The following is a 13,488-nucleotide window of genomic DNA, read 5'->3' on the forward strand; positions in this document are numbered from 1 at the left end:
GCTACTCGGCCTCCTGGGCAAGCGCAGCGGTGACGGCGTCCTGGGAAATGTCGAGGCCGTAGGCGCGAACCCGCTCGACCGTCTGCGCGAAGACTTCCTCGATGGACGCGGTCGCGTCGATGAGCTTTACGCGGTTTGGCTCCTCGGCGGCAATGGCGCAAAATCCCTGGTAGACGCGCTCCTGGAAGGCCATGCCCTTAGCCTCCATGCGATCTGCCGCACCACGGGCTGCCATGCGCAGCGCCGCCTGCTCGGGCGTGATGTGGTAGACGAGTGTGAGCGCCGGGTGCGTACCCGCGACGGCCAGGTTGTTGGCATCGCGCACCATCTGACGATCGAGGCCGTCGGCAAACGCCTGATAGCAGGTCGTGGAATCGTAGAAGCGGTCGCACAGGACCACCTTGCCGGCCGCGAGGGCGGGCGCGATAACCTCATGCACTAGCTGGGCACGGGCGGCCTCATACAGCAGCAGCTCGCAAGTGTCGCCCATCGCCGTATTGGCGGGGTCGAGCAGCAGAGCACGGATCTTTTCGCTGATGGCGGTACCGCCCGGCTCGCGCAGGCTCACAACCTGGTAGCCAGCGAGCTCGAGCGCACGGGCAAGCAGGCGCGCCTGCGTAGATTTACCGGCGCCATCGACACCCTCGAGCGTAATGAAGCTATGTTGAGCGGGCACAAAAGCCATGGGCGCAGCCCCTTCCTACAAGGCGCGTAAATGCAGATATATCAACCAAGCCATGATACCCCAGTGCTCGGTGCGTCCCCAATGGCTAAAGGCGCCTTTCCAAAGTTGCGGTGAAATAGGGACTGATTGAAGCTCTGAGACCGCCAAACAGTCCCTATTTCACCGCAACTTATGATGGGGAATTTTGGACGCTGGGTATAATCGTCGTATTGCATTGAAATGTGGCGAAAGGAGTGGCAATGTCTCGGTATTGCGCCTCGTGCGGCAAGCTTCTTGCAGATAATGCCAAGTTCTGCACCTCGTGCGGTGCACCCGTTGAGCAAACAGTCGCGAGCGATAGCCAGCCCGCTTTTGAGCAGACCGGCTCCCTTGATACGCCGCAAGCCAAGGCGGACGACCCCCTCGCCTATCGCCCCGACCCCGCCGCAAGCCCTGCGGCCGTCGAGACCACGCAGCGCATACCCGTCGCGAGCGGCTCGCCCCAACAGGAGCCGGCTCCCGCATACACGCCCGCTTCGCCACAGACCCCCGCTCCCAAAAAGAGCGGCACCGGGCCGCTTATCGCCGTTATTGTTGTGCTGGTGGCGATCATCATCGCCCTGGTCGTTTTCTTTGTGATCAAGCCTTTCGACAACGCCGCCACGCAGACGACTGCCGAGGTAGCTAAGCTGCACCATGACGTCGACGACGATGACCTAAAGCCTCTCGGCGATCCCAACAGCCTGTACGACGATGATGACGATGACGACGAGGATGGCGGCGAAGCAACGCTCTCCGAGCAGAACCTCTACCGCCGACTGAGCGAATACTACGACTTGCTCGAAGACCTCGACAACTACGTCCGTGGCTGCGCGCAGAACTTCAACGGCAGCTATCTGGAAGAGGATCGAACCACCCGTCAAAATCTCGCCGACGTCGCCGAGCGCACGGAGGACACCATCGAGCAGTATTACGACATCGTCGAGGACCTAGACGTCCCGACGAGCTCTAAGAACTACAGTTCCTGGAAAGACATCGTTGCCCTGTATGACGACCTGGATCACCGCATTGACGCAATCTGTGATGCCTGGGAGATCAGCCTGAAATACACCAAGCCTGCGGATCACAAGAATGAGATCGTGGCGCCGCTGTCGCGCGACAACGTGGCGGGCACCAATGACAATAAGTACCGCCTAGACTTTGAGGAGCGCTACCCCGGCGCCAAACCCGTCGAAGTGAACTAGCGCTTTGTCGTTCCCGAGCCGGCAGTTAGGGACGTTCCTAAACTGCCGGCAGAAAAGGAACGTCCCTAACTGCCAGATAAAAAAACGAGCGAGGATCGTGGGGTCCTCGCTCGTTTTTTAGGCAATGTTTCGACCGCGCCGTTACTTGTCGGAGGCTACTTTCTTGGCAGCCGACTTCTTCGCGGTCGTCTTCTTGGCGGCAGTGGCTTTCTTAGCCGTCGTCTTCTTGGCCGCCGTCGTCTTCTTGGCCGTGCTCGCCTTAGTCGTGGTCTTGCGGCCGCGGGCGGGCTTCTTCTCCTTGGTCGGGCAGTCCATGTTGACGCAGATACGCCACGGACCGCGCGCCGTGTTGACCACCACGATGGGAGCGCCGCACTCGGGACAGGTCTCGCCCGTCGCCTCGAGCTTGCCACGCGCCGGCAGCGGATAGCTCACGCCGCAGTCGTCATAGTTGGTGCAGCGGATAAAGCGCTTGCCGCTCTTCTCGCTCTTGTGTGCGATCAGGTCGCCATGGCGTCCTGCCTCGGCGCACACCTTGCACTCGCCCACCTTAAGGTCAGGCTCGTAGTTGGTGGGGCATGTGGGGTTCACGCAAATCTCGAAAGCCTTTTGGCGGAACGGCTGGCACTTAATGCGCGGCGCACCGCATTCGGGGCACACAGCAGCCTCGCCCTCGAGCGGGCTCACCTTGACGCCGCTCGGCACCGGATAGGTCACGTCGCAGTCGGGCCAGCCCATGCAGCCAATGAAGCTGCCACGGGTCTTGGCGCTCGTCTTCATAACCAAGTCCTTGCCGCACTTGGGGCAGGCGCCCACGCGCGCATCGGCCGTGACGGCGTCGCTGATGGCGTCGCCCAGTTCCTGCGTATGCTTGAGCAGCTCGTCGAGCACACCGGCCAGCAGCGCGCGCGAGTGCGTCACGACATGCTCTTCGGTGTCCTCGCCGCGCTCCACGCGGGTCATATCGCCATCGAGCTCGCTGGTCATATCGGGGCTCGTGATGCGCGGGGCAAACTGCGACAGTGCATCGATGATGGCGATGCCCAGCTTGCTCGGCTCCACGGGATCGTTTTTGAGATAGCGCACGGCGTACAGGCGCTCGATGATGCTCGCGCGCGTGGACTTGGTGCCCAGGCCGCGCTTTTCCATCTCCTGCACGAGCTTGCCCTGGCTGTAGCGTGCGGGCGGCTCGGTCTGCTTGGCCTCGAGCTTAATGTCGAACACGTCGACCGTATCGCCCTGCTCCAGCGGCGGCATCTGCTCGTCGCGCTTGAGTCCATACGGATACGCCTCGCGGAAACCCGGGGTCACGAGCACATCGCCCGAAGCCACGAACGGCTCACCATTGACGTCGAGCTCGAGCTTGGTGTTCTCGATGGTCGCGGGACCCATGAGCGTTGCCAGGAAGCGACGGGCGATGAGGTCGTAGAGCTTGCGCTGGCCACCGTCGAGCGCGGACGGATCGCCCTCGCCCGTGGGATAGATAGGCGGGTGGTCGGTGGTTTCGACTTTGCCGCGCGTGGGCTTCATGGGGCCGGCGAGCACCTTTTTGCACACGGGCGCCAGCGCCGGGTTGATCTTTGCAAGGTCGCTCACCACGGCGCCCAGATCGAGCGTCGCAGGGTACACGGTATTGTCGACACGCGGGTAGCTGATGAGACCGGCCATGTAGAGGGACTCGGCGATGCGCATGGTACGCGCAGGTGAGATGCCCTCGGCTGCGGCGGCAGCCTGCAGCGAGGTAGTCGCAAACGGTGTGGGCGGCTGCTGCTTGCGCGAACGCTTGGTCACCGCGGCGACGGTTGCCGTCGCAACGCCGTCAACGTGGCCGTACGCCGCCTCAGCAGCATCCTTGTCGGTAAAGCGCGCCGTCTTGTGCGCAATCTTAAAGCGGTCGTCCTCGGCAGCGCCCTGTGCGGCGCCCATGCCGCGGATCTGCCAATAGTCCTCGGGCACAAACGCCATGCGCTCGCGCTCGCGCTCGACCACCAGGGCAAGCGTCGGCGTCTGCACACGGCCGGCAGAGCGCACGTTACCAAAGCCGCCAAACTTGGCGAGCGTCAGGTAGCGCGTGAGCACCGCACCCCAAATGAGGTCGATGTGCTGGCGGCTCTCGCCGGCGTCGGCCAGATTCTGGTCGAGCGAGACGAGATTATCGAAGGCCTGCGTGATCTCGGCCTTGGTAAACGAAGAATACTGGGCGCGGGCGACCGGCAGGTCGGGCGCAACCTCGCGCACCTTGTTGAGGGCGTCCGAACCGATCAGCTCGCCCTCGCGATCGAAGTCCGTGGCGATGATGACACTGTCGGACTTCTTGGCGAGGTTCTTGAGCGAACGAATGAGTTCCTTCTCGGCCGGTAGCTTAATGACGGGCGCCCAGGTGAGGTAAGGCAGGCTCTCGAGTTTCCAGCCCTTGATTGAGATGCCATCGGCAAGAAACGGCTTGCGCTTGGTGTCGTAGGGCGGACGCGCCAGGCCATCGGGTATGTCGGCCGGCAGCATCTCGCCGTCCTCGGTGACCGAATACCAGCCCAGCTTTTTATCGAACAGCACGCTGTCGCAAAAATCGGGCGCTAGGATGTGACCGGCAAGGCCGATGGTCACGCACTCCTCGCCCTTCCACTCAAAACGGTAGATGGCGGTGTTGTACACCTTGTCCTTTTTGGGCTTGCCCGTGGACAGACGCTCGGCAATCTGACGCGCGGCGTCGTTTTTCTCGGCGATGATGAGCTTCAAAAGAGGCTCCTATCTCGTATCTCTGCGGCTACGCCCGCCCGTATGGCGGCCGACTTACGCCCTTGCTTGCTCAATCTGCCCGATGAGCCAATCGCACCAGGCATCCATGCCCTCGCCCTTGCGCGCGCTCACGGCAAACCGCGGCGCCTGCGGATTGAGGTCATCGAGTGTCTTAGTATACCTATCCATGTCAAAATCGAAAGCCGGGGCCACGTCTACCTTGTTGAGCAGCTGTGCGCCGGCGTGCTGGAAGATGCCCGGGTACTTGATAGGCTTGTCGTCGCCCTCGGGCACCGAGAGAATCATGATGGACAGGTTCTCGCCCAGGTCAAAGTCGACCGGACAGACCAAGTTGCCCACGTTTTCGATAAAAATGACGTCGATGTTATCGAGCCCAACGGCCTGGTCAAACGCGTCAACGGCCTCCATGATCATGTTGCCCTCGAGGTGGCACAGGCCGCCCGTGTTGATCTGGATGGCGGGCATGCCGGCTTCCTTCATGGTGATGGCGTCGACATCCGAGGCGATATCGCCCTCGATGACGGCACAGCGCAGGCCGGCCTTGTCACGCAGGCGCTCGTTGGTGCCCAGGATCGTGGTGGTCTTGCCCGAACCGGGGCTCGACAAGACGTTGATCACATAGGTGTTTGTCTCATTAAATCGCTGACGCAGCTGATCTGCCAGGCGCTCGTTGCGCGACAGAATCGGCGACGCGATATCAATCGTTTTCTCAGCCATACTTAGCGCTCCTTACTTTGGCCCCTTTATACCCCATCACCAGATGGCTAGCGGGCTAATCGTCGGGGGTTTCGATTTCGATACTCGCGATATCGAGCTCGCGGCCGTGCAGTAGGCGCACGTTGGCACCACCACACTGGGGACAGCGACAGTGGAAGCGATCGTGGTCGAAGACCTCGCCGCAGTCCAGGCATTCACTTTGTGGGTGAATCTCCTCAACCGCGAGCTCGCAGCCCCGCGTGAGCGGGTCCTCGTCGCGAAACGTCTCCCACGCAAAGTCGAGCGCCTCGCGCACGACCTCGGTCATATCCCCGATACGCAGCGTTACCAAAACGGCGCGCGAGGCCCCCGCCCCACGCGCCGCGCGAATCACTGTATCGAGTATGCCGTTGACAATGCCAACCTCGTGCATACCGATTTACTCCTCGTCGTCCTCATCGTCCGAGAACAGGTCCAGACGGCTCACAAACAAGCCCTCCTTGCCCTCGCGCGCGGTAATGACCACGCGGGCAATGGCGAGCGAAATCTCGTAGAGCGAGAGCAGGGCACCATACATGAGGCCCAGCGTAACGGGCGAGCCGTCGGGCGTAATCACAGCCGAGCCCACAAGCAGGCCCACGTACACGTAGCGCCAGGCGCCGCGGAAGGCCGCGTAGGACACGATGTGGAAGACGGACAGGTAGAAGATGATGAGCGGCAGCTCAAACGCCACGCCAAAGCCGATCATAAAGAGCAGCTCCATGTTGACGTAGTTCTCCAGATCGGGCAGCGCCGTAGCGACGGCCGAGGTCTCGCCGATGAGCCACTCAAAGCCCGCGGGAATGATGATGAAATAGCAGAAGATGGCGCCCAGGAAGAACAGCACCGTCGAGGCGAGCACCGTGGGCACGACCCACTTGCGCTCGTTGGGGCGAAGCGCCGGCAGGAAAAACGCCAAGATCTGCCAGATGATCATGGGCGTGCACATGACCACGGCCATCTTGATGGCCAGCGAAAAGCGCAGACCAAAGCCGCCCAGCGTGGTGGTGATGTAGAACTTACCGTCCGGCACAAAGGAGCGGATAGGGTCTTCCAAGATGTCGAGCACCACGGGCGTGGCGAAATACAGCACGATGGCGGCGGCAAACACCGACACGACCACGATGGTCAGGCGGCGACGGAGCTCTCCCAAGTGATCGAAGAGCGGCATGCGCGCAGGTCCGATAGGCATTACTCATCGCCTCCCTTCGGGGCATCGGCGGCAGCGGCGTCGTCCTCGGCCTCGAGCTCGCGAGCGAGCTGGTCGACGACGGCCTTGCGCTTGCGGGGACGACGGGCGTAGAGGTCAGCCGTCGTGGGCTCTGCCGGCTCGGGCTCGGGCTCCGGCTCTGCAGTGGAAGCGGACTCGGCGGCGGCATCGGCGGACCCGGCGTCGGCGCCCTCGGTCGCAGGCTCCTCAGCAGCACCTTCGCCCTCAGTGGCGCCCTCGCTCGCGGCCTTCTCGGCGGCAAGGCGGGCGCGACGCTCGGCAAAGGTCTCCTTCTTGGCGGGCGCTGCCGTCTCGGCGGCATCCTCGTCCGCATCGGAATCGTCGTCGGTCGCAGCAGCCTTCTTGGGCTTGACCGGGGCCGACGCGGCCTCGCTCACCGGATCGATAATCTCGGACTGAACGACGGCCGTCATCTTTTCCTGCGTCTCGCGGAACTGACGGATGGCACGGCCGATCGTGCGGCCCATCTGCGGGAGCTTATCCGGGCCAAACAGCAAAAAGCCGAAGACCACGATGATCGCGAGCTCACCCTCTCCAATACCAAACACACATACCTCCAAGGCTCGATGTGAGTCGAGCCCGCACCGCGCCATTCGGCCGGAACTCGTCTATTCATTCGGTCAAGTATAGCGCCCGGACGCCAAAACGTCCGAGCGCATCACAAACATATGCCAAACGGCACGCCCTTTTGGGGGCAAAGATTATGCAGCGGTGATCGAAATCTCCTGGTCGACACCCAACAGCTGAACCACGCGCATCACCGGGGGCTGCACGTTGACGCAGCCAAAACGCTTGCCGTGGTCGACCGCGTGGTGCGCGGCGCCCACGAGCACGCCAATGCCCGTCGAATCGATGTAGCTCACCTGGGCAAAATCGAGCTCAACGGCCTCGGTGGGCTGCTCGAGCGCCAGGTCGATGGCGTTGCGCAGGCTATCGGCGTTAGAGATATCGATCTCACCGGTCACCTTAATGGTGTAGAGCTCTGGCGTGGGGTTGGTGGAAATACCCAAATCCATGTATACGCTCCTTTACGTATCGAAAGTGCGGATAGTACGGGAAGCCGCGCGTTAGGCGCGCTCGGCACGAGCAAGCTCGGCAGCGACAAGCTTAACGGCCAGCACCAGCACATCGAGCGCGGCCTCCAGGTCCTCGACCGTGGGATAGCTCGGCGCGATGCGGATGTTGGTGTCGCGCGGGTCCTTGCCATAGGGCCAGGTGGCACCGGCCGGCGTGAGCTTGACGCCCAGGTCGGCGCAAAGCGCGGCGACCTTTTGGGCCGAGCCCTCGGGACCATCGAAGCTTACAAAGTAGCCGCCGCGGGGGTGCGTCCAGGTGGCGCAGCCCGTGTCGCCCAAGCCCTCGGTGAGCTTGCGCTCGACGGCCTCAAAGCGCGGACGCAGGAACTCGGCATGCTTTTTCATGTGCTCCTTAACCGCCTCGATGGTGGGAAGGAAGCGCACGTGACGCAGCTGGTTGAGCTTGTCGGCGCTGATGAGGCCGGCCTTCAGGCGCTTGGAGAACTCGGCGATAACCGCGGGGCTCGCACCGATAAAGCCGATGCCGGCGCCCGGGAAGGTGATCTTGGACGTCGAGGCAAAGGCCACCACACGTTCCTCGGTGCCCGCCGCGCGAGCGAGGTCAAAGATGTTGGCAAGTTCGTCGGTCTCGTCGTACAGGTCATGCACGCAGTAGGCGTTGTCCCAGAAGATGCGGAAATCGGGCGCGGCCGTGGGCATCTCGACTAGGCGGCGCACGGTGTCCTCGCTAAAGGTGATGCCCGTGGGGTTGGAATACTTGGGCACGCACCAGATACCCTTGATGGAGTCGTCGGCAGCAACCAGGCGCTCGACCTCGTCCATGTCGGGGCCGTTGTCGGCCATCGCAACGGGGACATTCTCGATACCCAGATCGGCGGTGATGCCAAAGTGGCGATCGTAGCCGGGAACGGGGCACAGGAACTTGACCTTCTTGCCGTCGTGCGCGGCCTCATAAGCCTCCCAGGGCTCGCTGCCGCACGAACCGCAACGCCAGAACATACCGGCAATATCGTGCTCGATCAGCAAGCTCGACGAACCCAGCACGAGTGTCTGCTCGGCGGGGCAACCCAGGAACTCCCCTGCCAGTTTGCGTGCCGAGGGAATGCCCTCAAAGCAGCCGTAGTTGGAGCAGTCGACGTTGCCGTCGTGCAGATCGGCGTCGGCATTGAGGATATCGAGCATGGGGCGCGAGATGTCCACCTGGGAGGGCGACGGCTTGCCGCGGGCCATATCGAGCGCCAGGCCCTTAGCCTTGACCTCGGCGACCTCGGCCTTGAGCGCCTCGATGGCGGCATCGAGTTCGGTGGTTTCCATCTTCTGGTAGATCGTCTGCATGGGTGCGACCTTTCACGAAGCGGTACGTTGCAATTCTTCTAAGTATAGACCGCCACCGCCGCAACGTTATGAAGCCGTGATAGATTAAGTCCATCGCAATAAATTACGAATCGCCGCGCATGCCGGCGTGGGGCGCCCAAGGAGGCACTATGGAGTATGGATCGTTCCAGGCCGAGGAATTCGGCGACCTGCAGCGCCTGGTCGACGGACTGTTTTACGACCGCCACGCCATCGACCGCCTGGATCTGATCGTACAGGCCGAAATCTTGGACCTGGCACCCGATCTCATGGAAATCGTGAACCTTTTGCCGCCCGGCTATTACGACCGCCAGTCACTTTGCGACCAACTCAACTCCGCTTTGGCCGCCCACGGCTGGGGCGCCATCTACGGCACCGTGGAATGAGTCTCGAGGCCGACGATTTGGCCCGTTTCCCGACCCTGGCGAGGCTTGTTTTAGGGCTTGTGGCCAAAAAAGGGCAAATATGAGTACTGTTACCTTTTTAGTAGCAGCGATTAAGCCCCCAAATCGGCGTTTTTTCGCCTGGATTTTCTTTCCGAGTAGTAGCTATCGCCAAATTGGAGTCAAGCGATTACTCGTTAACATACAGATAGCATGATTGTGTTCATTATTTTCCGCACCTAAAATGAAACGCCGTTTGTGACAGTACTCACAAACGGCGTTTTTTGACCACTGGCGTGTCTGGCAGGCGGCAAGCACCACCCGAATCCGCATTTTGAACGCGCCCGAATCGGTTCTGGAGCCGGTTTTCGCGCTCTTACTCGTCCTTGGGCGCGGGGTGCTTGCAGATCACACTCATGTAGATCATGCCAAGTACGGCCGCGGTAACAGAGCCGGCGAGAATAGCGGCCTTGGCGGCCAGAACCTCAAACTGGGCCGTCGGGAAGGCGAGGCCGCTAATGAGAATCGACATCGTAAAGCCGATGCCGCCCAGAATGCCCACGCCGGCAATCATGTGCCAGTTAACGTTATGCGGCAGCTCGGAGATCTTGAGCTTGACCAAGGCGAACGTCATGCCAAAGATACCAATCGGCTTGCCCAGCAGCATGCCAAAGTACACGCCGAGCGTCACCGGGTCGGTGAGCAACGTGCTCATATCCACGCCTACCAGGCGAACCTGTGCGTTCACGAACGCAAAGATCGGCAGAATCACAAAGTTGACCGGTGTGGAGATCAGACGCTCCATGCGGATGAGCGGCGGGGTCACGCGGTGCATGACGCGCTCGACCCTGGTGGTCGAGACGGTAAAGTCATGCTGGCCCAAGATGTGCGCCTCGTCGTCGTAGCGGTCATCGAGCAGCGGCAGGCACTCGCCCAACCAATCGGTGAGGCTATCGAGCTTGACGCCGCACTTGGCCGGGATGGTAAAGGCCAAGATAACGCCAGCAAGCGTGGCGTGCACGCCGCTCTTGAACATACAGAACCACAACAGCAGACCCAGTACCGAATACGGGGCAAGGCGGTAATGCTGCGTCTTGTTGAGCCACACGAGCGCGCAGGTCACAAGCGCGGCGGCGCCCAACCAAAACGGATTGGGGCTCTGACCGTAGAAGATGGCGATGGCGGCGATGGAGATGAGGTCGTCGGCGATGGCGAGCGTCGAGAAGAACACGCGCACGCCGTTGGGAACGCGATTGCCCAAAAGCGATAGCACGCCCAGCGCAAAGGCAATATCGGTTGCCATGGGGATGGCCCAACCGTTGCGGGCGCCGGAATGGTTGAAGATCAGGTAGATACAGGCGGGAACGACGACGCCGCCCACGGCCGCCAGCATGGGAAGCATGGCCTGACGCGGATTCTTGAGCTCGCCGACCGTCATCTCGTACTTAAGCTCAATGCCCACCAACAAAAAGAAAATCGCCATGAGGAAGTCGTTGACGAAAAGCTCAACGGTGAGACCGGCCGTAAGGTTGCCCAGACCCACATACAGCGGGGTCTCCAAAAAGTGATGGATGGCCTCGTAGGCATCGGTATTGGCGCAAATGACGGCGGCGATGGCGGCGAAGACCATGACGGCGGCGGAAATCGTGCCGTTCTCGGTGATGCGTTCCCAAATGTCGTGACGTTCAAAGCGCTTGCGCTCACGAACGTTGAACAGCTGCTCAGTTGCTGCCATGGGCGGCTCCTTTCACGGGAAAGCTCCCGTCTTAAAAAAGCACGGCCCGCCCAAGTGGCGGCGCCGCGCTCTAACGTATTACGCTTGCATCTAGCCTACCCTGCACGACAAGCACGCAGGCGTGGCCGAAAAGCGGAACCACAGGTTGAACATTATTTGCTCAACGGCACGGGCACACCTGTCCAAGAGACGACGCGGCGCCGTGCACAAAAAACGACCGGAGCGCGGGGCGTCCGCGATCCGGTCGTGGCGTTTAGTCAACTAAACCTAGCAGGCGGCCATGATGGGGGCAGCGACCTGCTTCTTACGGGAGAGGACGCCCGGCATCCAGACGCCGTCGTGCTCGTCGGCAATGCCCAGGCCCTTCTGAGCAGCCTCGGTCTCGCCCTCGAGCAGGACCTGCGAGCCCTCCTCCATGATGTCAGTGATGCACAGGACAATGCCGTCGGCACCCTTCTCGGCGGCGTAGGCGCGCATGGCCTCGCGAATCTCGTCGATCATGCCGAGTGCGCGGGTCTTGTCGACAGTCTCGTACTGGCCGATGAGCAGCTTCTTGCCGGCGGGCTCGAACATCTTGATGTCGTTGCCGACCATCTCGGCTGCGGTGAAGGAGCCGGACGGACGGGTGAGGAAGACCTCCATGCCAAACTTGACCGGGTCGACGCCCACCTGCTCGCCGAGCTTGGCGGCGACGGCGCGGTCGACATCGGTGGTGGTGGGGCTCTTGAGCATGAGCGTATCGGTCATCATGGCCGAGAGCAGCAGCTTGGCCTGGACGTCGGTAAGCTCAACGCCGAGCACGCCGGCGAGCTTGGTGACGATGGTGCAGCTGGAGCCCCAGGGCAGGCAGATGTAGTGCAGCGGGCCGGCGGTCTCGAAGTCGCCGATGCGGTGATGGTCGACGACACCAAAGACCGTGGCGTCCTTAAGGCCGGCGACGGACTGGGCAGACTCGTTGTGGTCGGTGAGGACGACGAGCTGACCGGCCTCGACGGACTCGATCACGCGAGGCTCGGCGATGCCGGCGTCGGCGAGCAGCTTGGCGGACTCTGCCGGAAGCTGACCAAGGGCGCAGGCCTCGTAGGTGTTGCCGGCATACTCAACCTGGTTGAGCAGCTGGGGCAGGACGACGGCGCTCATGATGGCGTCGTTATCGGGGTTCTGGTGACCAAAGACAAGAACGTTTGCCATGGGTTTCCTCCACTTGATATGTGTACTTAGACGTAGCTATGGTAGCACGCCGATGCCGAGCCTTCGCAGGCGGAAGGGCCACGGCATATTTTGGGGCAGGTATGGGGCCAAGGCTGTCCCTTTTGCACCATGTTGGTGCAAAGTAACTTGGCCCTCCTGCACCAGCTATTTGCCGGCGGCGCGCAGGGCTACGTAGGCGGCACCGATGATGCCGGCGTCGTTTCCGAGCGAGGCGACCTTAATGGGCGTCTCGCGCGAGGCGGAAAGCGCGTAGTGCTGGAAGTGCTCGCGAACCGCGTCGAGGTAGACATCGGCCGAAGCGGAAGCACCGCCGCCGATCAGGAACATCTCGGGATCGACCACGTTGGCAATAAGCGCCAGGGCGCGGCCGAGGTAGTCGGCCATGGTATCGGCAGCTGCCAACGCGAGCTTGTCACCCTCGCGGCAGGCCTGGAACACGTCCTTGGAATCGGAGGGGCCGGTGAGCTCGATGGGCTCGACGCCCGCCTTCTTGCACTCGGCAAGGTAGTTGCTCACCACGCCGGTGGCGCTGGAATACTGCTCCAGATGGCCATGGCCCCCGCAGCCGCAGGTGCGCTCCTCAGCCGGGTTCAGGCACATGTGGCCAATCTCACCGCCAGCACCCACAACGCCCGATACCACGTCGCCGTTGACGATTACGCCGCCGCCCACGCCGGTACCGATGGTGACCATCACGACGTTCTGCACTCCCTTGGCAGAGCCGAGCCAGGCCTCGCCCATGGCAGCGGCGTTGGCATCGTTCTCGTACTTAACGACCGCATCGGGGCAGTGCTCCTGAATGGCGACTCTCAGCTCGGGCAGGTTAATGGCAATGTTGGCCTTGACCTTGGCATCGCCCGATGCCGGGATGGGGCACGGAACGGCCAGACCAATGCCCGCCACAAAGGCACGCGGAATCTGAGCCTTGGCGACCACCTGGTCGATAGCCTCGGTCACCGCGGCAAAGCCCGCAGCGTCAACGATGGGAGGCGTGGGCACGCTGGCCTTGGCCAGCAGGTTACCGTCTTCGTCGAACAGGCCCTCCTTAACCGAAGTGCCGCCGACGTCGATGCCGATGTAGTACTGCTTAGGTTCCATGGGAGCCCACCTTTCTCGTTTAAACATTGCCTGTATGGT

13 protein-coding genes are annotated in these 13,488 nt (G+C 62.0%); 2 read left to right on the forward strand and 11 right to left on the reverse strand.

The genetic code is table 11. From position 1 onward, the window contains the following. Position 1: 1 nt before the first annotated feature. Complete coding sequence (gene tmk, locus LK493_RS06850; protein ID WP_215693301.1) at positions 2-685, reverse strand: dTMP kinase; 684 nt, start codon at positions 683-685, stop codon at positions 2-4. A gap of 239 nt (positions 686-924) precedes the next feature. Here tmk and LK493_RS06855 point away from each other — a divergent pair, with 239 nt between their 5' ends. Beyond that, a complete protein-coding gene (locus tag LK493_RS06855; protein WP_195246647.1) occupies positions 925-1,908 on the forward strand; it encodes a zinc-ribbon domain-containing protein in 984 nt (327 codons plus the stop codon). 141 nt (positions 1,909-2,049) lie between these two features. Here LK493_RS06855 and LK493_RS06860 read toward each other — a convergent pair whose 3' ends face one another. The 7 genes from LK493_RS06860 to LK493_RS06890 form a co-directional block, all read right to left on the reverse strand. Further along, a complete protein-coding gene (locus LK493_RS06860) occupies positions 2,050-4,644 on the reverse strand; it encodes a DNA topoisomerase I (protein WP_227790543.1) in 2,595 nt (864 codons plus the stop codon). 54 nt (positions 4,645-4,698) lie between these two features. Further along, the gene (hypB, locus tag LK493_RS06865; RefSeq protein ID WP_227790544.1) at positions 4,699-5,382 is read right to left on the reverse strand and encodes a hydrogenase nickel incorporation protein HypB; all 684 of its coding nucleotides are present in this window, start codon (positions 5,380-5,382) and stop codon (positions 4,699-4,701) included. A 55-nt stretch (positions 5,383-5,437) separates the two neighbouring features. Further along, positions 5,438-5,794: a hydrogenase maturation nickel metallochaperone HypA gene (gene hypA, locus LK493_RS06870; RefSeq protein WP_215693295.1), complete on the reverse strand. Its 357-nt coding sequence runs from the start codon at positions 5,792-5,794 to the stop codon at positions 5,438-5,440. 6 nt (positions 5,795-5,800) lie between these two features. Next, positions 5,801-6,592 carry a twin-arginine translocase subunit TatC gene (gene tatC, locus LK493_RS06875; RefSeq protein WP_022093860.1) on the reverse strand — a complete coding sequence of 264 codons (792 nt, stop codon included), beginning with the start codon at positions 6,590-6,592 and terminating at the stop codon, positions 5,801-5,803. Beyond that, positions 6,592-7,179, reverse strand: coding sequence for a twin-arginine translocase TatA/TatE family subunit (locus LK493_RS06880; RefSeq protein WP_227790545.1), 588 nt, complete (start codon positions 7,177-7,179; stop codon positions 6,592-6,594). The genes tatC and LK493_RS06880 overlap by 1 nt, the downstream gene beginning before the upstream one ends. Before the next feature lie 153 nt (positions 7,180-7,332). Continuing rightward, positions 7,333-7,647 (reverse strand): STAS domain-containing protein, encoded by a 315-nt coding sequence (locus LK493_RS06885; RefSeq protein WP_117654909.1) that lies wholly within the window; start codon positions 7,645-7,647, stop codon positions 7,333-7,335. A 51-nt stretch (positions 7,648-7,698) separates the two neighbouring features. Next, entirely contained in the window at positions 7,699-9,003 is a 1,305-nt protein-coding gene (locus LK493_RS06890; protein ID WP_227790546.1) for an aminotransferase class I/II-fold pyridoxal phosphate-dependent enzyme, read from the reverse strand. Positions 9,004-9,152: 149 nt separating this feature from the next. Between LK493_RS06890 and LK493_RS06895 the strand changes: the two genes are divergently transcribed. Then, entirely contained in the window at positions 9,153-9,407 is a 255-nt protein-coding gene (locus LK493_RS06895; protein WP_055285533.1) for a hypothetical protein, read from the forward strand. A gap of 373 nt (positions 9,408-9,780) precedes the next feature. Here the strand turns inward: LK493_RS06895 and nhaA are convergent, their stop codons facing one another. The 3 genes from nhaA to LK493_RS06910 form a co-directional block, all read right to left on the reverse strand. Then, positions 9,781-11,139 (reverse strand): Na+/H+ antiporter NhaA, encoded by a 1,359-nt coding sequence (nhaA, locus tag LK493_RS06900; RefSeq protein ID WP_227790547.1) that lies wholly within the window; start codon positions 11,137-11,139, stop codon positions 9,781-9,783. Between the two features lie 267 nt (positions 11,140-11,406). Further along, the gene (locus LK493_RS06905; protein ID WP_227790548.1) at positions 11,407-12,330 is read right to left on the reverse strand and encodes a manganese-dependent inorganic pyrophosphatase; all 924 of its coding nucleotides are present in this window, start codon (positions 12,328-12,330) and stop codon (positions 11,407-11,409) included. A 165-nt stretch (positions 12,331-12,495) separates the two neighbouring features. Next, complete coding sequence (locus LK493_RS06910; protein WP_227790549.1) at positions 12,496-13,449, reverse strand: ROK family protein; 954 nt, start codon at positions 13,447-13,449, stop codon at positions 12,496-12,498. Positions 13,450-13,488 lie beyond the last annotated feature (39 nt).

This window comes from Collinsella aerofaciens (assembly GCF_020709435.1).
Classification (GTDB): Bacteria; Actinomycetota; Coriobacteriia; order Coriobacteriales; family Coriobacteriaceae; genus Collinsella; species Collinsella aerofaciens_AU.

Excerpts from the sequence above, each read along its gene's own strand:
- LK493_RS06910 (WP_227790549.1), bottom strand. The coding sequence starts at position 13,449 with ATGGAACCTAAGCAGTACTACATCGGCATCGACGTCGGCGGCACTTCG.
- LK493_RS06890 (WP_227790546.1), bottom strand. The coding sequence starts at position 9,003 with ATGCAGACGATCTACCAGAAGATGGAAACCACCGAACTCGATGCCGCC.
- hypB (WP_227790544.1), bottom strand. The coding sequence starts at position 5,382 with ATGGCTGAGAAAACGATTGATATCGCGTCGCCGATTCTGTCGCGCAAC.
- nhaA (WP_227790547.1), bottom strand. The coding sequence starts at position 11,139 with ATGGCAGCAACTGAGCAGCTGTTCAACGTTCGTGAGCGCAAGCGCTTT.
- tatC (WP_022093860.1), bottom strand. The coding sequence starts at position 6,592 with ATGCCTATCGGACCTGCGCGCATGCCGCTCTTCGATCACTTGGGAGAG.
- LK493_RS06895 (WP_055285533.1), top strand. The coding sequence starts at position 9,153 with ATGGAGTATGGATCGTTCCAGGCCGAGGAATTCGGCGACCTGCAGCGC.
- LK493_RS06855 (WP_195246647.1), top strand. The coding sequence starts at position 925 with ATGTCTCGGTATTGCGCCTCGTGCGGCAAGCTTCTTGCAGATAATGCC.
- tmk (WP_215693301.1), bottom strand. The coding sequence starts at position 685 with ATGGCTTTTGTGCCCGCTCAACATAGCTTCATTACGCTCGAGGGTGTC.
- LK493_RS06885 (WP_117654909.1), bottom strand. The coding sequence starts at position 7,647 with ATGGATTTGGGTATTTCCACCAACCCCACGCCAGAGCTCTACACCATT.
- hypA (WP_215693295.1), bottom strand. The coding sequence starts at position 5,794 with ATGCACGAGGTTGGCATTGTCAACGGCATACTCGATACAGTGATTCGC.
- LK493_RS06905 (WP_227790548.1), bottom strand. The coding sequence starts at position 12,330 with ATGGCAAACGTTCTTGTCTTTGGTCACCAGAACCCCGATAACGACGCC.